Annotated in this window: 15 protein-coding genes; 6 read left to right on the top strand and 9 right to left on the bottom strand. The window is 54.3% G+C overall.

The genetic code is table 11. From position 1 onward, the window contains the following. Positions 1-245: 245 nt before the first annotated feature. The 5 genes from GUC22_RS25205 to GUC22_RS25185 are packed head-to-tail and all read left to right on the top strand — an operon-like array spanning position 246 to position 5,796. Positions 246-782, top strand: a complete 537-nt coding sequence (locus GUC22_RS25205) for a fimbrial protein (protein ID WP_004137506.1) — start codon at positions 246-248, stop codon at positions 780-782. A 55-nt stretch (positions 783-837) separates the two neighbouring features. After that, positions 838-1,524 (top strand): fimbrial assembly chaperone, encoded by a 687-nt coding sequence (locus GUC22_RS25200; protein WP_004137503.1) that lies wholly within the window; start codon positions 838-840, stop codon positions 1,522-1,524. After that, positions 1,478-4,069: a fimbria/pilus outer membrane usher protein gene (locus tag GUC22_RS25195; protein ID WP_160183847.1), complete on the top strand. Its 2,592-nt coding sequence runs from the start codon at positions 1,478-1,480 to the stop codon at positions 4,067-4,069. Before GUC22_RS25200 ends, GUC22_RS25195 begins: the two co-directional genes overlap by 47 nt. Before the next feature lie 7 nt (positions 4,070-4,076). Then, positions 4,077-4,670, top strand: a complete 594-nt coding sequence (locus GUC22_RS25190; protein WP_116943902.1) for a fimbrial protein — start codon at positions 4,077-4,079, stop codon at positions 4,668-4,670. 22 nt (positions 4,671-4,692) lie between these two features. After that, a complete protein-coding gene (locus tag GUC22_RS25185; protein WP_049131402.1) occupies positions 4,693-5,796 on the top strand; it encodes a type 1 fimbrial protein in 1,104 nt (367 codons plus the stop codon). A gap of 42 nt (positions 5,797-5,838) precedes the next feature. On the opposite strand, the gene actP is transcribed toward GUC22_RS25185, so the two are convergent. The 3 genes from actP to acs form a co-directional block, all read right to left on the bottom strand. Continuing rightward, positions 5,839-7,488: a cation/acetate symporter ActP gene (gene actP, locus GUC22_RS25180; protein WP_004137497.1), complete on the bottom strand. Its 1,650-nt coding sequence runs from the start codon at positions 7,486-7,488 to the stop codon at positions 5,839-5,841. Next, entirely contained in the window at positions 7,485-7,799 is a 315-nt protein-coding gene (locus GUC22_RS25175) for a DUF485 domain-containing protein (protein ID WP_004127871.1), read from the bottom strand. The genes actP and GUC22_RS25175 overlap by 4 nt, the downstream gene beginning before the upstream one ends. A gap of 182 nt (positions 7,800-7,981) precedes the next feature. Continuing rightward, entirely contained in the window at positions 7,982-9,940 is a 1,959-nt protein-coding gene (gene acs, locus GUC22_RS25170; RefSeq protein WP_004137496.1) for an acetate--CoA ligase, read from the bottom strand. A gap of 411 nt (positions 9,941-10,351) precedes the next feature. Between acs and gltP the strand changes: the two genes are divergently transcribed. Beyond that, positions 10,352-11,665 (top strand): glutamate/aspartate:proton symporter GltP, encoded by a 1,314-nt coding sequence (gltP, locus tag GUC22_RS25165; protein ID WP_004109428.1) that lies wholly within the window; start codon positions 10,352-10,354, stop codon positions 11,663-11,665. A gap of 36 nt (positions 11,666-11,701) precedes the next feature. Here gltP and GUC22_RS25160 read toward each other — a convergent pair whose 3' ends face one another. From GUC22_RS25160 to GUC22_RS25135, 6 genes are all read right to left on the bottom strand, one after another. After that, on the bottom strand, positions 11,702-12,385 hold the full coding sequence (locus tag GUC22_RS25160; RefSeq protein WP_024360207.1) for a tetratricopeptide repeat protein: 684 nt from the start codon (positions 12,383-12,385) through the stop codon (positions 11,702-11,704). 203 nt (positions 12,386-12,588) lie between these two features. Further along, positions 12,589-14,736: a formate dehydrogenase subunit alpha gene (gene fdhF, locus GUC22_RS25155; RefSeq protein WP_077598917.1), complete on the bottom strand. Its 2,148-nt coding sequence runs from the start codon at positions 14,734-14,736 to the stop codon at positions 12,589-12,591. A 198-nt stretch (positions 14,737-14,934) separates the two neighbouring features. Further along, positions 14,935-16,398 (bottom strand): MdtP family multidrug efflux transporter outer membrane subunit, encoded by a 1,464-nt coding sequence (locus tag GUC22_RS25150; RefSeq protein WP_024360208.1) that lies wholly within the window; start codon positions 16,396-16,398, stop codon positions 14,935-14,937. Continuing rightward, positions 16,395-18,437: a multidrug efflux transporter permease subunit MdtO gene (gene mdtO, locus GUC22_RS25145; protein ID WP_160183897.1), complete on the bottom strand. Its 2,043-nt coding sequence runs from the start codon at positions 18,435-18,437 to the stop codon at positions 16,395-16,397. The genes GUC22_RS25150 and mdtO overlap by 4 nt, the downstream gene beginning before the upstream one ends. Beyond that, positions 18,437-19,468, bottom strand: coding sequence for a multidrug transporter subunit MdtN (gene mdtN, locus GUC22_RS25140; RefSeq protein WP_160183846.1), 1,032 nt, complete (start codon positions 19,466-19,468; stop codon positions 18,437-18,439). Before mdtN ends, mdtO begins: the two co-directional genes overlap by 1 nt. 19 nt (positions 19,469-19,487) lie before the next feature. Then, entirely contained in the window at positions 19,488-19,763 is a 276-nt protein-coding gene (locus GUC22_RS25135) for a YtcA family lipoprotein (RefSeq protein ID WP_024360211.1), read from the bottom strand. Positions 19,764-19,856 lie beyond the last annotated feature (93 nt).

Below are 19,856 nucleotides of genomic sequence, written 5' to 3'. Positions count from 1 at the left end.
GAAGGACACCTTATCTCATTCTTGAGGATTTCCCTGCGTTGAGTTATATTTGGGCTGTGAGCTTTTATTAATGAATGGATTCATGTGGAAGTAAAGCTCTTGTATTTTAGTGAATATAATGCAAGCGATTCATTCCCCTAAAATATACCGACGGTAGTTAAGTTGGTATCCAATCTCATTCGCTAATATATGCCCATAAACAATTGATGGATTGATTGTTCATCTGGATAAATAGGGGAATACAAATGAAAACCAATGTGAAAACGTTAGCTAAAATCCTGGCCTTATCTGCAGGATGCTCTCTGGTTGCAATGTCTCATGCGGATAACACCATAAAGTTCACCGGAACCGTTGCCGATACGACTTGTACCGCTACTATCGATAATGGCGTTACAGCTATTGAAATGGGCACTGTTTCGGTAGCAGATTTAAAAGCTAACACCTATAGCGCAGCAAAGAGTTTCTCTTTCACTTTGACCGGCTGCCCTACGGATGCTGGTGCACTGACTAAAGCCAAAATTACCTTTGGTGGTGAAGCAGATTCTTACAATAGTGATTATTTTAAAAACCAGGCTTCAGTGTCTCCAGCTACCAATGTTGCTGTCGCTATTTTTGATAACGCCGGAAATTTACAGAAGAACAATACCGAAGGTTCTGATGTGGATATTTCCACTGGCGAAGCCACCGTTCCGTTTACCGTAAAAATGGCTAAGTCTGGCGCCGCCGACCCAACTAAAGGTCCGGTAAGTACAACAGTAACTTATAACGTCACCTATTATTGATTAAGTGATAAATACATAAAGGGAAAGCAACTGCTTTCCCTGTTTGGACACGGTTATGAACAGATTATTATGCTTTGTCTTATTTTTTTTCTGCATTTCAGTATCGCAGGCGAGCGTGGTCGTTGGCGGTACGCGAGTTATTTTCGATGGAACAAAAAAGACCACGACGGTATCTGTTCAAAATAAAGATAATGTAACAAATATAGTGCAATCCTGGATCTCTATCGTTGATGATACCTCACCTGCGAAAGATTCATTTATTACTACCCCCCCTCTGTTCAGATTGAAAGCGGGCGAGCAGGGGTTTGTTCGCATTCTCCGCTCGGGTAAACCCCTACCGGAAGATCGGGAATCTATGTTTTGGCTCAACGTTAAAGGGATTCCGGCTATGGACAACGAACCAGACAAAAACATGGTGCAATTTGCAATTAATTCCCGGATTAAGCTTATTTATCGGCCCGCTGCCCTAAAAAACGTGATTCCGGAAAATTTCTCTGAAAAACTGCAGTGGTCCAGTGAAGGAAGAGAAATCAAGGTGAAAAATAACTCTCCATTATATATGAATTTCTCCGCAATTTATATTAATGGCAAGGCGCTACCTGAGGCGTGGTTTGTCGCTCCTTATTCAACAATAAAAATACCGGTAGCAAGTGCAACTTCGTCTGGGAAAAGAGAAGTCACATGGAGTGTGATCAATGATTATGGTATGTCAGGGCCGAAATATACCGCCATCATCCAATAACGTAAGATGGAATCATGCATTTTCATTGAAAAGCAGCTATGTCGCCATCCTCTGCTGTCTTGGCGCATTTCCGTTATCGACTTCCGCTGGGGAATATTTTAATCCCCACTTACTTGAAGTCAATGAAACCGGCGCATCAGTCGTAGATTTATCCTATATTTCCCAGGCAAGCGTGCCTCCCGGTAAATATAACCTCGATGTCTATATTAACGAAAAATTTATTACCTCTGAATCTATCGTTTTTAAGCCGCAAAATGAAGGTGATGGCGCTTCTGCTCAGCCTTGTATCAGCGTAGCGCACCTGAAAGATTGGTCGATTAAAGTTGAAGACTACCCTGCGCTCACGGTGGCGGGCTCTGAATGCGCAAAATTGTCTGCGATCCCGGGATGGGAGACCTCGGTCTTGCTTCCACGCCAGCGAATCGATTTTACATTACCGCAGGTCGCCCTGCGGCACCGTCCGCAGGGTTACGTCCCGGAAAGCCGGTGGCAGCAGGGTATCACTGCCGGGCTGCTAAATTACAACATTTCCGGGCAAAAAACCGATCCGCGGCACGGTGGTGAATCGACATCCAGCCAGTTTGTCAGCTTGCAGCCGGGGCTGAACGTAGGGCCGTGGCGTTTACGCAATTACAGTACCCTTAATCATAATGAGGACGGCAACCAGTGGGACTCCGTCTATAGCTATATTTCTCGCGATATCCACGCCCTGAAAGGCCAACTGATATTAGGGCAGACTTATACTTCATCAGGCATCTTTGACAGCATTAGCTTCAGCGGTTTGCAGTTGAACTCTGATAAAGAGATGCTGCCGGACAGCATGAATGGTTTTGCTCCCGTGATAAAAGGGATCGCCCGTACTACGGCGGACGTTACGGTCTATCAGAACGGATACAGCATCTATAAAACCACGGTCTCTCCTGGAGCATTCGAGATAAACGACCTTTACCCCACCGGGAGCGCGGGCGATCTCTTTGTTAAGGTGAAAGAATCTGATGGTAGTGAACAGAGCTTTGTTGTGCCTTTTGCCTCGCTGGCGATTCTGCAGCGAGAGGGGCAGGTAGAATATGCTTTCAGCAGCGGGAAAACTCGCTCCGGAAGCTCAGGCGGAAAAGAATTCAATTTCCTGCAGTCTACCGTCGCCTGGGGGGCATTGAGCAACGTCACGCTGTACGGTGGTTTTCAGCAGCTGGAAGATAAATATAGCAATGCGCTGCTGGGGGCCGGGTTTAATCTGGGTTCTGTCGGCGCGCTCTCATTTGATGCTTCCCAGTCTTGGGCTGAGATAAAAGAAAACCCGGAAGCGGATAAAACCTCTTCCAGCGAGGGGCAGTCTTACCGCGTGCGGTTTAGTAAAGACTTTCCATTAACGGGAACCAACTTTTCCGTCGCAGGGTATCGCTATTCAACGCATGGTTATTACTCTTTGCAGAATTTCATCGATAACGCGACAGCTAATAGCAGCTGTTGTTCATCAAACGGGCGGACGAAAAATCGCTTTGACGCCTCGGCCTCGCAGATTCTCTCAGGCTTTGGTTCACTCTCCCTGTCGCTGGTAAGCGAGTCTTACTGGGATGATTCACGTATGGAGTCACTGGGTGTCAGTTACAGCAATACCCTTGGGCAGGTGTCATATTTCATCAACTACTCCTATAACCGAAATGTGCAAAGCTCCAGCCAGAACAGCGACAGTTCGCCATCCAGCGATAATATTATCTCGCTCACGGTGAGCGTACCGTTTGGCGCGAATACCTCAGCCAACTACAACATGAACAGCAGCCGGATGGGGGACACTACCCACAGCCTTGGTTTGAGCGGCGCGGCTTTTGCGGACCGATCTCTGAACTGGAATGTGCAGGAAGGGTACAACGCCAGCGACAAGAGCACCTCAGGCAACGTCAACCTGAACTACCAGGGGTCTAAAGGCGAGGTGGCCGCCGGATATGGCTATGACAGCTATAGCTCTCACTATAATTACTCGCTGCGCGGCGGGATGCTCGCGCACTCCGGTGGAATAACGCTATCCCGTTATCTTGGAGAGAGCGTGGCGCTGATTGAAGCCCCCGGCGTCAACGATGTGGCGGTACGCGGCCAGACCAACGTCATGACCGATTCCGCCGGATACGCTGTCGTGCCTTTTGTCCGGCCCTATCACGAAAATAGTCTCTCCCTTGATGAGCAGCAGGTCTCAGGAGCGGAAATTGATAACATCGTCAGAACGGTGGTACCGACGCGTAACGCTATCGTCAAGGTTAAATATGATACCTGGATTGGCTATAAGGCAATGATGACCCTGCGCTTTGGTAACAAAGAAGTGCCTTTTGGCGCGATCGTTTCACTGAGTGATGAAAGCCAGGATGCTAAAGAGAGCAGAAGCGCTATTGTGGGTGATGCCGGGCAGGTTTATCTGACGGGTCTACCAGAAAAAGGCCGCATGTTGGTGAAATGGGGCGATGAACAGAATTCCCAATGCCGTTTTAATTATGATTTTTCAGGCAATAAATCAACCGACGATATTATTTTTTATCAGGCGAACTGTCGATGAGTAATCTATGAATAGACACCCTATTTTAACGGCGGGAATGAAGTACGCTTCACGGGCGAGGAATATCGCTCTTTTGGTATTATGCTGTACTATTCAGCTCTTCGTGAGCGCTGCGGCCTGGGCCTATGATGCCAATAGCACCGTGAATTTTAATGTTACCGGCACGATAGAAGAACCCTCCTGTGAGGTGTCGATAAAACCGTCTGAAAATATCGACTTAGGTACGGTATCTTATCAACATATGACCGGAAAAGCGGGCGCTAATAGCGAAAACGTCCCTGTTTATCTTCAGTTTGAAAATTGCGCTCAAGGTACAGCCTCGGTCACTATTACCTTCAGCGGCTCGGGGTATGATAGTACTTATTCAATGATATATAAAAATGCCCAGACCGATAGTGGCGGAGCGAAAGGCGTTGGTTTACAGCTATTTAGCCTCAAGGATTCAAAGTCTCTGGGGCCAGGTGATCAATATATCTACACATTCAGTGACGGCGAGGGCGGTCACACTTTTGACATGATTGCCAGAATGTATACCCCCTATGGCCAGATAACTGCCGGGGGCGTAATTTATGCCGCGACATTTAATGTGTCTTACAAATAATGCATAACGTGCAGGGAAAGATATGTTTAAGACTATTTTATTACTACTGGCGTTAGGCTTCCCTATTTATGGCTGGTCATGCGATACGGGCACTAATTATGGCGATGTGTCGATGACGAATCTACCTGAAAAAATATTGATTAATGCGGGAAGCTACTCGGCAGGAACGATTCTTTATGATTCAGGGCAAATAACGCGTTCGCAAACCAGCGTGCTTAACTGTCAAGGGAATATATACGCTCAATTTGCATGGTCTTCCGGGAATATCGTCTCATCTGTTAGCGATGGAATATATTCGACTAACGTACCAGGTATCGGTCTGCGGGTAAAAGTGTGGTTAAATATTACCGGGGAATATAATGGCGATTCTGATGATTTTAATGCCGATTATAGCCAACATTATATCGGTGATGCAGACATGTATTTGGGAAAACCAACTGGATTTCTTGATAGTTGGGCCGGCACAAATTATACGCCAAAATATCAGCTGCAGCTGGTTGCTACTGGCGGAGCGATAGCCAGCAATAGCGCCCTGACGTTGAAGGACCCCGTCTCATCGGTTTCGATTAGAGATGGCAATAATACGATGGTTATTTCTCAACTGCACGTGAGCGGTACGACAAAAATCCAGCTGACGCCGATGGGCTGTACAGCGAGCACAACCGCGCTGAATTTTCCGATGGGCTCAGTTAACTCGAACGCGTTCAATCTCTCTGCTAAAGCCGGTTTTGCTCAGCAAACGCTTACCCTGAGCTGCGAGCCAGGAACCAACGTGACGATGCGTATTATGGCGACAGAAGCGGAAGGTGATAACCCTGATCATACCGTGATTGCGTTAACGCCTGGCGACAATGTCGCGACCGGCGTGGGGGTGCAGTTGAATATCAACGGCGCGCCGCTATCCGTAAACAATTCTACATACAGGGTCTTCGATGCCGTCAACAGAACGACGGTGACGAATCCAGGCGCAGAGTCTAGCTATACGATATTTTCTAACCCTGATAATCCGGGTGGCGCGGCGGCATCGAATTCATTAACGTTTACGACTAACTATTATAAAACCGGCTCTGAAATAACACCGGGAACGGCCAATGCCAGCGGAACGATAACCTTTAGCTATAATTAGAGTAAAGCGTTCCCCGACCATCGGGCCGGGGAACCGGTGTGATTAATGCGCCTGACCTTTCTCGATACCAATCCCGGTCTGCGAACGGATAAACTGGGCGCGGAACAGCTCGCGCTCGCGCGATCCTTCCGCGGAATTATCGGTTGCGGAGAAGAACCAGATACCGATGAAGGCAACGGCGATAGAGAACAGTGCCGGATATTCATACGGGAATATCGCCTTCTCGTGACCGAGGATCTGTACCCAGATTGTTGGGCCGAGGACCATCAGTATCACCGCGGTCAGCAGACCCAGCCAGCCGCCAATCATCGCTCCGCGGGTGGTCAGCTTCGACCAGTACATCGACAGGAGGATAATCGGGAAGTTACAGCTGGCGGCGATGGAGAACGCCAGGCCGACCATAAAGGCGATGTTCTGATTCTCGAACAGAATGCCCAGCAGAATCGCCACTACGCCAAGGATCAGCACGGTAATCTTCGAGACCTTCAGCTCCTGACGTTCGGTCGCGCCTTTACGGAACACGTTCGCGTACAGGTCGTGAGAGACCGCCGAAGCGCCCGCCAGCGTTAAACCGGCCACCACCGCCAGAATGGTAGCGAAGGCGACGGCCGAGATAAAGCCGAGGAACAGATTGCCGCCGACCGCGTCCGCCAGATGCACCGCCGCCATGTTGTTGCCGCCAATAAGCTGACCGGCCGCATCTTTGAACGCTGGATTCGCCCCCACCAGCATGATCGCGCCGAAGCCGATGATAAAGGTCAGAATATAGAAGTAACCCATAAAACCGGTGGCGTAAAACACGCTCTTACGCGCTTCTTTAGCGTCGCTTACGGTGAAGAAACGCATCAGAATATGCGGCAGGCCCGCGGTACCGAACATCAGCCCGAGGCCGAGCGACAGCGCCGATATCGGGTCTTTCACCAGTCCCCCTGGGCTCATAATCGCTGCGCCTTTCGGGTGGACCGCCATCGCTTCGCTGAACAGATTATTGAAGCTGAAGCCGACGTGCTTCATCACCATAAAGGCCATAAAGCTGGCGCCGAAAAGCAGCAGGACCGCTTTGATAATCTGCACCCAGGTGGTGGCGAGCATGCCGCCAAAGAGCACGTAGAGCACCATCAGCACGCCGACCAGGACGACCGCAATGTGGTAGTTGAGGCCGAACAGCAGCTGGATAAGCTTACCCGCGCCGACCATCTGGGCGATCAGATAGAGCGCCACCACCACCAGCGAACCGCAGGCGGAGAGGGTGCGAATCGGCCCCTGTTTAAGACGATAGGACGCCACGTCCGCAAACGTATAGCGCCCGAGGTTACGCAGGCGTTCGGCGATCAGGAATAAAATGATCGGCCAGCCGACGAGGAAACCGAGCGAGTAGATTAGCCCGTCGTAGCCGGAGGTGTAAACCAGCGCGGAAATGCCGAGGAACGAGGCCGCTGACATAAAGTCGCCGGCAATCGCCAGCCCGTTCTGGAAACCGGTGATATTGCCGCCCGCGGTGTAGTAATCGCTGCGCGAACGTACGCGTTTTGACGCCCAGTAAGTGATATAGAGCGTCAGGGCGACGAATATCAGGAACATGATAATCGCCTGCCAGTTGGTCGGCTGGCGCTGTACCGCGCCGGTGATAGCATCCGCGGCATTGGCGGTAAAAGGGAGCGTGGCGGCGAGCGCCGTCAGGACTTTCTTCATGATGCTTTAACCTCGCTGAGAATGCTCTTCGTCAGCCGATCAAATTCACCATTTGCCCGCCAGACGTATATTCCGGTTAATACGAAAGAGATAACGATCACGCCGATACCAATCGGAATACCCCGGGTGACGCTGGTGCCCGCATGCAGCGGTGTGCCCAGCCAGCCAGGGGCGAAGGCGATAAGCAGAATAAAGCCCACATATATCACCAGCATAATCAGTGACAGGATGGCGGCAAACCTTTGCCGGGCTGCAACAAGCTCCTTAAAATGCGCACTATTTTCTATCCGCTGACAAATCTGATCGTTCATCGTAGCGTCTCCAGAGGTTCCCTTTTGTCATTCACGCGCCGGTCGTCGGCAACACTCATCCGCCCGGCAGCTAACTGTCGGGAATCAGCCTGTTTACCGCATTCCTGCTACCTGAAATCCTTCGGGAGTATGTATTTATGTCCTCTCCCCCGAAGGGGAGAGGGTGTAGGGGATCGGTTGGTTTACGATGGCATCGCGATGGCCTGCTTCTCTTCGAGCAGTTTTTCCACCACGCCCGGATCGGCAAGCGTTGAGGTATCGCCGAGATTACTGGTATCGCCCGCGGCAATTTTGCGCAGAATACGGCGCATAATTTTGCCCGAACGGGTTTTCGGTAAGGAATCGGTCCAGTGCAGCACGTCCGGCGTCGCCAGCGGTCCGATCTCTTTACGTACCCAGTTGCGTACCTCGGCGTAGAGCTCCGGCGTCGGTTCTTCGCCATGGTTGAGGGTCACGTAGGCATAGATGGCCTGGCCCTTAATGTTATGCGGAATGCCGACCACCGCCGCTTCGGCGATTTTCGGATGCGACACTAGCGCCGATTCAATTTCGGCGGTACCCAGACGGTGGCCGGAAACGTTCAGCACGTCATCGACGCGACCGGTGATCCAGTAGTAGCCATCTTCGTCACGGCGCGCGCCGTCGCCGCTGAAGTACATATTTTTAAAAGTGGAAAAATAGGTCTGCTCGAAGCGTTCGTGGTCGCCAAAAAGCGTGCGCGCCTGACCCGGCCAGGAGTCCGCGATCGCCAGGTTGCCCTCGGTCGCACCTTCCAGCGGCGTGCCTTCATTATCTACCAGCACCGGCTGGACGCCGAAGAAGGGACGCGTGGCGGAGCCGGCTTTTAGCTCGATGGCGCCGGGCAGCGGGGTGATCATAAAGCCGCCGGTTTCGGTCTGCCACCAGGTATCCATCACCGGGCACTTCTCGTTGCCGATTTTCTTCCAGTACCACTCCCAGGCTTCCGGGTTAATCGGTTCGCCGACGGAGCCGAGTATGCGCAGGGAAGAGCGGTCGGTACCTTCGATAGCCTTATCGCCTTCCGCCATCAGCGCGCGGATCGCCGTAGGGGCGGTATAAAGAATGTTGACCTGATGCTTATCCACCACCTGGCACATGCGCGCCGGGGTCGGCCAGTTCGGTACGCCTTCGAACATCAGCGTCGTCGCGCCGCAGGCCAGCGGGCCATACAGCAGGTAGCTGTGACCGGTGACCCAGCCGACGTCGGCGGTACACCAGTAGATGTCGCCCGGATGGTAGTCGAACACGTATTTAAAAGTCGAGGCCGCATAGACCAGGTAGCCGCCAGTGGTGTGCAGCACGCCTTTTGGCTTACCGGTGGAACCGGAGGTATACAGGATGAACAGCGGATCTTCGGCGTTCATCTCTTCAGGCTGGTGTTCCGCGCTGGCTTTCTCAATCAGATCGCTCCACCACAGGTCGCGCCCTTCCTGCCAGTCGATTTTGCCGCCGGTACGCTTGAGCACCACCACATTTTCGATACTTTTGACGTTCGGATTCTTCAGCGCGTCATCGACGTTCTTCTTCAGCGGGATCGCGCGACCGGCGCGCAGCCCTTCATCAGCGGTGATCACCAGGCGGGAGTTTGAATCGATAATACGTCCGGCGACCGCTTCCGGCGAGAAGCCGCCGAAAATCACCGAATGGATAGCGCCGATGCGGGCGCAGGCCAGCATGGCCACCGCCGCTTCCGGCACCATCGGCATATAGATAGCGACAACATCGCCCTTTTTAATGCCGAGATCGAGCAGGACGTTGGCAAAGCGGCAGACATCGCGGTGTAGCTCGCGATAAGTGATGTTTTTGCTCTGGCTGGCGTCATCGCCCTCCCAGACGATGGCCGTCTGGTCGCCGCGCTCCGCCAGATGGCGATCGAGGCAGTTAGCGGCGAGGTTCAGCGTGCCGTCTTCGTACCATTTAATCGAAATATTGCCCGGCGCGAATGAGGTGTTTTTCACGCGCGTGTAGGGTTTCATCCAGTCAAGGATTTTGCCCTGCTCGCCCCAGAAGGCATCAGGGTCGGTGACGGACTGCTGATACTGCGCCTGGTACTGTTCCGGGTTAATCAGGCAACGTTCCGCAATAGTAGCGGGAATAGGGTGTTTATGTATTTGGCTCATGGCTTTTTTTCTCCTGTAGGTTGTTAAATATATGTCAAATAAACGTTAATAGTAGGGGCTTTGGCGGCTTTGTTTGCTATTTGGGGGGCAGATCACGCAATAAATAAATTGAATGAAAAGCAATCAAATGAAACTTTGAGGTGAAATAATTTCAGAAATGGATTTATAGAAATTGAATATATTAAATATTTTTTATAACAAATACTTATGCAACATAAGGTGGGGATATTAGCGGGTTTATGCATAAAATCAGAGTAAACCGCTGTTCTTAAAGACTTGCGCAGCATGCCGTGCAAATGATACTGATATTGCGCGTTAAATAACCCTATAAAGCAACGCAACACAATTCATACCCCTTTCAGTGGGCGCCATTACCTCCTGGAATGGTGCCTTTCATTGAGGAAGTCTGTAGTGAAGAAAAAAACAAAAGTCAGCCTGGCCTGGCAAATTTTGCTGGCCCTGGTGCTGGGCATACTTCTGGGCAGTTACCTGCATTACCACGCCGAAAGCCGTGATTGGCTGATCTCGAATCTGCTGACCCCGGCGGGCGATATCTTTATCCATCTGATTAAAATGATCGTCGTACCGATCGTTATTTCGACCCTGGTGGTCGGTATTGCGGGCGTGGGCGATGCGAAGCAGCTGGGCCGTATCGGCGCGAAAACCATTATCTATTTTGAAGTGATCACCACGGTGGCTATCGTGCTGGGGATTACCCTGGCCAACGTCTTCCAGCCGGGGAGCGGGATCGATATGTCGCAGCTGGCGGCGGTGGATATTTCAAAGTATCAAAACACCACGGCGGAAGTGCAGAGCCACGCGCATGGCCTGATGGGCACGATCCTCTCGCTGGTACCGACCAATATCGTGGCCTCGATGGCGAAAGGCGACATGCTGCCGATCATCTTCTTCTCGGTGCTGTTTGGTCTCGGCCTCTCCTCGCTGCCCGCCACCCACCGCGAACCGCTGGTTACGGTGTTCCGCTCTATCTCTGAAACCATGTTCAAAGTGACGCACATGGTGATGCGCTATGCGCCAGTCGGCGTGTTCGCGCTGATCTCGGTGACCGTGGCGACCTTCGGCTTCGCTTCGCTGTGGCCGCTGGCGAAGCTGGTGATTCTGGTTTACTTCGCGATCCTGTTCTTCGCGCTGGTGGTTTTAGGCATCGTGGCGCGGGTGTGCGGACTGAGCATCTGGACCCTGATCCGCATTCTGAAGGATGAGCTGATTCTGGCCTACTCTACCGCCAGCTCCGAGAGCGTGCTGCCGCGTATTATTGAGAAGATGGAAGCCTATGGCGCGCCGGCGTCGATCACCAGCTTCGTGGTGCCGACCGGCTACTCGTTTAACCTCGATGGCTCAACGCTGTATCAGAGCATTGCGGCGATCTTTATTGCCCAGCTGTACGGTATCGACCTCTCCATCTGGCAGGAAATTACCCTCGTGCTGACGCTGATGGTGACGTCGAAAGGGATTGCCGGCGTGCCGGGCGTCTCCTTCGTGGTGCTGCTGGCGACGCTGGGCAGCGTGGGCATTCCGCTGGAAGGTCTGGCCTTTATCGCCGGCGTTGACCGTATCCTTGATATGGCGCGTACCGCGCTGAACGTGGTGGGTAACGCGCTGGCGGTGCTGGTTATCGCCAAGTGGGAACATAAATTTGACCGCAAAAAAGCGCTGGCGTATGAGCGTGAAGTGCTGGGCAAATTTGATAAAACGGCGCAATAAAACAGCAGGCCCGGTGACATCGCACCGGGCTTTTTCTTATCGTTTACTGATCCTGTCGAACTCTTCACAGCCGGTATCAAACCCCTCCTGACAGCTGACGTTGAGCCAGTGCAGCGCTTTTTGCTTGTTCGGTTCGATAAAGCCTTTTTCTCCCTGCTGGAAAAGCATCCCGGCCCAGTACTCGGCGTAGCCGGTGCGGGAGAGGGCGGAGCTCTCTTTGAAATACTGCGTCGCTTTTGCGTCATCCTCCGGCGGATGAACGCCGCTGGCGTAGATCAGCCCCAGCAGCATCTGGGCATCGACGGCGGAGTCGCTTTCCGGATCCTGGGCGGCATGCTGTAACAGGGAGATGGCGTGCGGATAGTTCGGCGTACCGGCCTGCTGATTTACCAGCACCCGGGCGAGGACTATTTCTCCCGCCCTGCTACCCGTCTGGATGGATTTTTCCGCCAGCGCTTTCGCCTGGAGATAGTCGGCCTGCTGCGGGTTACGGATTTTGAGCTGGGCCAGCAGCGCCAGCGCATCGCCGTCGCCGTTGTCCGCAGCTTTTTGCGCCCAGTATTCGGCCTGCGGAAAATCGCCGAAGCTAACGTAGGTATCCGCCAGGTAATACTGCGCGCGCGGGTCGCCCGCTTCGGCCTGCGGTTTGTATTGGCTGCCGGGTTCCATGGCGCCTGCGGCGACGCTTGCCATCACCAGCAGTAAAAAGAGGTATTTCATTTTTTATTATCGGTAGAGGACATAGTGAGCAGTATAAAGGCAGGTGAAGGAGAAGAAAACGACGGGAACTTGTGGGGAATACTTATGTTTTACCCGAAGAGTCGTGCCGTCTGTTTCCCGGGGGCGGCGTAAACGCCTTACCCGGGCTACGGATCCTGTAGCCCGGACAGGTGCGCAGCGCCGCCTCCGGGGAGGCGGCCTGATTAGCCCAGCGCGCTTTCGCGCAGACGGGTTTTCAGCTTGTTGTACTCGTCAATCACGTACTGCTCGGCGGCCCGCTGGTCGGCAATCGGCTCAATGTTGACGGCGCAGTACTTGTACTCCGGGGTTTTGGTTATCGGGCTCAGGTTCTCGGAAACCAGCTCGTTACAGGCGCCAATCCACCACTGGTAGGTCATATAAACCGCCCCTTTATTTGGGCGATCGCTGACCTGCGCGCGGGTGATGATTTTGCCTTTACGCGAGTTCACCCACACCAGCGCTTCATCCTCAATGCCTAAACGCTCGGCATCGGCGGTGTTGATCTGCGCGTAGCCCGGTTCATCCGCCAGCGCGGCCAGCGCCGCACAGTTGCCGGTCATCGAACGACACGAGTAGTGGCCGACTTCACGCACCGTCGACAGCACCATCGGATACTCGTCGGTGAGCTTGTCAATCGGCGCGACCCAGTCGCAGGTGAAGAACTGCGCCAGACCGTTCGGGGTATCAAACTTCTCTTTAAACAGATAAGAAGTCCCCTGGTCAGCGTCGGACTCATCGCGGCATGGCCACATCACGTAGCCCAGCTCGCCCATTTTCTCGTAGGTGGCGCCGTAGAAATCCGGGCACAGATGACGCAACTCGTCCCAGATCTCCTGGGTGTTGTTGTAGTGCATCTTATAGCCCATACGGGTGGCGATTTCGCTGATGATCTGCCAGTCGGTTTTCAGGTCCCACTTCGGCTCTACCGCTTTAAAGAAGCGCTGGAAGCCGCGGTCCGCTGCGGTATAGACGCCTTCATGCTCGCCCCACGAGGTGGACGGCAGGATGACGTCGGCCGCTGAGGCGGTTTTGGTCATGAAAATATCCTGGACGATAACCAGTTCCAGATCGTCGAAAGCCTTACGCACGGCGGACAGCTCGGCGTCGGTCTGGAGTGGATCTTCCCCCATGATGTACGCTGCCCGCACTTCGCCGTGCGCCGCGCGGTGCGGCAGCTCGCTGATGCGATAACCGGTATGTTCCGGCAGGCTTTCAACGCCCCAGGCTTTGGCGAACTTCTCGCGATTTTCCGGGAACTTGACGTACTGATAGCCCGGATAGGTATCCGGCAGCGCGCCCATATCGCAGGCGCCCTGAACGTTGTTCTGGCCACGTACCGGGTTAACGCCGACGCTCGGCTTGCCGAGGTTGCCGGTCAGGATCGCCAGGCTGGTCAGCGAACGCACGGTCTCCACGCCCTGATAGAACTGGGTCACGCCCATCCCCCACAGGATCGCGGCGGACTTTGCGTTGGCGTACATGCGGGCGCAGGCGCGGATCTCCTGAGCGCTGACGCCGGTAATCTCTTCCACCGACTCCGGCGTATAGCCTTCGACGATTTTGCGATACTCTTCGAAGCCCTCGGAACGGCTGGCGACGAAGGATTTATCGTAGAGATCCTCTTCGATAATGACATGCCCGATGGCGTTGAGCAGCGCGATGTTCGAGCCGTTTTTCAGCGCAATGTGCATATCGGCGATGCGCGCGGTTTCGATTTTACGCGGATCGCAGACGATGATTTTCGCCCCATTGCGTTTGGCGTTAATCACGTGATTCGCCACAATAGGGTGTGAATCTGCCGGGTTGTACCCGAAGATAAACACGAGGTCGGTGTTGTCGATCTCGGTGATGGCATTACTCATAGCGCCGTTACCGACCGATTGGTGCAGACCTGCAACCGAAGGGCCGTGTCAGACGCGAGCGCAGCAGTCAACGTTATTGGTACCAATAACGGCGCGCGCGAATTTTTGCATCACATAGTTGGTTTCATTACCCGTCCCACGGGACGAACCGGTAGTCTGAATCGCGTCCGGGCCATACTTCTCTTTAATGGCGCTGAGACGAGTGGCGACGTAGTCGAGCGCCTCATCCCAGGAGACGGATTCCAGTTTGCCGCCACGCTGGCGACGGATCATGGGGGTTTTTAGGCGCGGGGTCAGGATCTGGGTATCGTTAATAAAGTCCCAGCCATAATAGCCTTTCAGACACAGGGTACCCTGGTTGGTTTTCCCCTGTGCCGCCTCAGCCCGGACGATTTTGCCGTTATCGACCACCAGGTTAATTTTGCAACCTGATGCGCAATACGGGCAAACCGTGACGACTTTTTTCATCGGTCTTGCTCCAGTTAATCAATTGGCGCACACGCGCTATCGCGCCATCAATATGCATCTTCTATGCCATGTTTTCATTGTGGGTATCGACTGATAATACGTCGTTTTTTTGGGCGAAATGATGACGAAAAGCAGGCTATCGTCAGTTTTGACGTGTCGATGAAAATACCGCGCGACGGACGTCACGCGGCATCAGGGTTATTTTTTGGCTACCGGCGCCTGGTAGCCGCCGCCTAGCGTTTTGATCAGTTGAATACTCTGAACTACGCGCCGGGAATCGAGTATCAGTAACGACATCTCTTCCGCCAGCACCGGCAGTCTGGCTTCGGTCGCCAGCAAACGGCTGCTAAGCCCGCGTTTATAGGCCGCTTCGGCGGCGGCCTGGGTGTAGCGGAAAGCGCTGACCCGCTCAGCCTGCATTGTGCGCTCATCGTTCAGCGTTTGCAGGCGCGTGCCGTTGATAGCGACATCGCGCACGGCGTCGAGCACCGACTGGTTATAGCGCTCAATCAGCATGTTGCTGGAGGCGCGGGTGCTCTCGAGGTTCGCATTCAGGCGTCCGCCATCAAACAGCGGCAGCGTCAGGCCAGGAATAAAGTTGATCTGCTTGCTGCGGTTTTCGAACAGTTTATCCAGGTGAATGGAATCGACGCCGAAGAACGCTTTGATATCAAAGCTCGGGTAGAACAGGGCGCGCGCGGCGTTCACCTGATTCAGCGAAGCCTGGACATACCAGCGCATAGCCTGTAGATCCGGACGTCGGGCCAGCAAATCGTAGGAGAGCGTGGCTGGAATACCGGTTTGCACCCGCGGCAGAGATACGGGCTTGATCGCAGGGAGATCGCCAGCCCCCGCGCCGATCAGGGCGCGCAGAGTTTCACGAGTTTCGACGATCTGCCCTTTTACCGCGGCGATCTGTTTATCGACCGCCAGCACCTGCGCTCGGGCGCCGTGATAAGGCACCTGCGCCTCCAGGCCATGGGCAACCTTACTCTGGTGCGCTTCTACCGCATACTCAATGACTTCGCGGGTTTGTTGCAACAGGTCGAGCATCTGATAGCTGGCCTGCATGCTGTAGTAAAGCTGAGCGACGCCGGTGGAGATCGCTAGCTCTACGGTGGCTGTCTCGGCGACGGCGGCGTTTTGCGCGCCGATAGCCGCAGCAACGGCCGAACGGTGGACGCCCCATAAATCCAGATCCAGACCGGCGAGCAGCCCAACGGTGCCCTCGGTATAGTAGGGGCCGTCCATCGGCATGAGCCGACTGTCGGATTGGTCGGCGAACGGGCCAAGGAAACCATTGGTCGAAACGCGCTGGCGGTTGAGCATCCCCATGGCGGCAACCTGAAGCTGCGTACCGGCTTCCAGCAGATCGGCCTGCGATTGCGCTTTTTCTTCACGCAGTTTCGCTTCGGCAAGCGTGTGCGACCCGGAAAGCGAGCGCTGAATTAAGGCGTCCAGCTGCGGGTCATTGAACTGACGCCACCACTGCGCCTGCGGCCATCCCTGGCTGGCGAGATGGATATCGCTGGCCAGCTTAATCTGCTCTGGCTGCAGCTGTTGATGCGGCGTGGAATCTTTGCGCACCAGCGCGCAGCCGGAAAGCGCCGTAGCGCTACCGAGCAGGCCGCAGAGTAGTAAGCGTGAAAGGTTACGGGTCATAGTTGAGCGGCTCCTTGCACTTGCTCTTCGGCTGGCGTCAGCGCCGGGCGAGTCCAGTCCGGTAAACGGGCCATTTGCTGCATGACGCGTTGCTCCTGTTGATATAGCGTGGGTGAAATGGCGGTGTCGATAAGCTCGATGACCGGGGGCGTGCTGGCTGCGGCGGCCAGCCCGGCGGCGTATTTTTCCAGGGCATCGGCAAAACGCCCGGCCCGCTCCTGCAATAGCGAATTATCCAGCGCCTGGGCGTCATTCCAGGCGGCATCCCAGGCGTAGAGGATTTCGCGCCCCTGCTGAATAACCGCCTGGCTACGTTTCACCAGCAGCAGACACTGGTCATCGTCAAGCTGGCGCTCCAGCGCCACCCGCTCGCAGATCTCTTCGCAGCTATTCAACGCCGCATAAACGCCGACGCGCAGTTGCAGATAGGTTCGCTGCGCGGCGGCTTCCTGCTGGCGCGGAACGCGGAGCAATTTGCCAAGCAGACCCAGCGCGCCCGCCAGCTTTTGCGGCAGCGTTTTCGCTTCGCTTTCCGGCCAGATAAAGGTGTAAAGCACCGCTGAAACGACGATGCCAATCATAATACCGAAGGCGCGATCGCGGATTTCCGCCAGGTCGTAAATCGGGCCGAAGGCATTTTCCAGCGTCGCCAGCGCGAAGGTGACCACCATTTGCGTACCGATGTATGAAGAGCGTTCTGAGCCGGTGGCGATCCATGAAGCGATGAGAAAAACCGGCGCCAGCACCAGCAGCAGTTCAACGATATTATCCAGCCAGGGCATCACAAAAATGGTCATCAGCAGGGCGAGAACCGCGCCGCAGAATGCGCCGCCGAAGCGCAGGGTCATTTTCTGATACGACGAGCCGAGATTGGGGTTAGCGACGATGATGCAGGTCAGCATGCAGGTGTGAATCCCTTCCCAATCGACGCCGGAATAAAAGACGTAGCAGATCATGCACGCCAGCAGCGTTTTCAGGGCGTAACGAATATAGTTCGGATTAGTGAAAGCATCCGGCGCCATGGATGGTGGTTTGGTTGCAGGCGTGGGCGGCGTGTCCGGGTCCATTTGACCCAGCTGTCGCAGAATCTGACAGGCATTCTCCAGCCCGCATTCGCGTGCCGCAGCGGTCTCTTCAGCGCTCAGTTGCCACTCGCTATGCCAGGTCTCCCCGTCGCTAATGGCGTTTTTCAGGGCGGCGATTTCGCTTTGCAGCTTTTGCCGTAGAGAATCGATTGTCTGATTTTTGGCAAAGGCGGCGGCGTCGTAGCGGTTCAGCGTGGCGTAAAGGTAGGTCACCGTCGTGACGCAGGTTTGCCACCATGCGCTTCTTGCTCGCCAGTCGGCATCATCGGCCATACAGAAGACGTTCAGTTTTTGCAGCGCTAACGCTTCCTGTTCAATGCGCTTTTCAGGTAGCGGTTCGGCGGATTGCGTCAGGCGGCTGGCGGCGTCATCAAGCCGCGCGCACAGGGCTGCGCGCATCTGATCCGCCGCGCGGGCGGGAAACCACAGGACGCCGATCAGTACCATCAGCAGCGTCGGGTAGAGTCCCACGACGATACACCATAGCGTCAGACGAACGACGACTTCGGGGTAATCCAGCATTCCGGGGAAAGATTGCCCGTAGATTGAAACAATCGCCACGGCGAAGAAGACCAGCCCCAGGCGATGGGCGCGCATCATAAACATACAGCCCAGCAAAATTACGCCAGCGACGATCAGCCGCACGAGCGGATAGCTATAAGACCATTTGTAGATCAGAAATAAGCTGCCGATTTCCATCGCCGTGGCCACCACGAACAGGATCGCCACGAATTTGGTATAGAAGGCGTTGGACTGGATACCGTAAAACAGCACCGCCAGCGAAAGCGCCAGAAAGGGGATCTCGAAGGTCATTGAGATCAGCACCACCAGCAGGCAGCCAACCCAAAGCTGCATGGTTTGCGGCACTCTGCCGGGGCGCTCTTCGCTTAATTCCTCGCGAAAAAAAGCCAGCGCTTTGACCAGCGGCAGCGGCAGGTAATTAAGCGCGTTCATCATTGCGGCTCGAGAGTGGCGACCGCCGATGCGCCGATGCGGAACATCTCTGCGTCGGGTTTATCCACCATGATTTTTACCTGGAAGCGCTGGGCCACGCGAACCCAGTTAATCGAACGGGAAACCCGCGGCAGACCGCCCAGCACCAGACCGCCGTCGTCAGGCAGTACGCCGTAGCCGACGGAATCGACTTTACCGGCGAAGGTTTTGCCGCTGTCGCTCATCAGACGAATAGTCGCGGGTGTACCGGTGTGGATGTTTTTCAACTCCGTTTCGCGGAAGTTGGCGATGACGTACCAGTGGCGGGTATCAATCAGGGTAAAGAGCGGACGCATAGCGGAGGCAAACTGGCCGATGGAGGTTTTTAATGCGACCACCCGTCCATCGAACGGTGCGCGAACCGTGGCCATTTCAAGATGTAGTTTAGTGAGCGCGATATCTGCTTCAACGGCGACTCGCTGGGCAACCAGCGCATCGATGCCGCTGACCGCGCTGGCGGCCTGTTGCGCCTGGAGCAATACCGCATTAAGGTCGGCTGCGGCGGCGCGCTGCGCCGTTCTGGCGCGATCGACATCCTCTGCGGAAACAAAACCTTCCTTGAGCAACGGCTCGGTGCGGCGCAGGGTATCGCTGGCCTGTTTGGCCGCCGCGCGGGCTTTGGCGACCATCGCCTGAACGGAGTCAGCGCCATATTTTTGCGCGTCTACGCTGCGCTGGGTGAGCATAATCTGTTTATCCAGCGCGGCAAGAGAAGCTTCGGCCTTCGCCAGGTTCATTTCATAGGTCCGGGGATCGATGCGAAACAGCAGATCGCCCTGCTTGACCTGCTGGTTATCGCTAACCGCCAGTTCGACAATGCGGCCGCTGACTTCCGGAACCACATCAATCGTATCCGCTGAAGCGTAGGCGTCGTTAGTAGCGGGCGCGCTATCCAGTCGCCAGATGACAAAGAGTAAAACGACGACGGCCAGTAGTACCAGAAGCAGAGCCGGTAATTTATTGCGAGGAATTTTTTTCGACGAACTTTCCATGAGTGCATCTCAATAGGGGTTAGAAAAATACCAGCCAGAACAGCATGGAGTAGAGAGCAAAGAGGGCGGTATAAATAACGCCTGCAAGCGCTGGCATTTTATATTTGAGCAGAATAACCCGCCGCGTGATGAGCGTAAGGATGACTCCGGCAATAATGCAGAAGAGCCATCCAGGATAATAGGCGCCAATGACCGGAATTGCCGGAGATAATGTACATCCCGTCAACAATGCGGCCGGAGTGAGCCAGCATATATTTTTTAGCTGCATCACAATACTGGATTTAACCGTTTGCATAATGAAATACATCCTGTCTATTGCGAAAAATATCCCGTGTGAATGTAAAACAGGAAAAAGAGGTCACAGTATCCCCATTTTTAATTGAGAGTG

Origin of the sequence: Klebsiella sp. MPUS7, assembly GCF_009905335.1 — a bacterium.
Lineage (GTDB): Bacteria > Pseudomonadota > Gammaproteobacteria > Enterobacterales > Enterobacteriaceae > Klebsiella > Klebsiella grimontii.
This window is presented reverse-complemented; position numbering and strand designations above follow the sequence as displayed.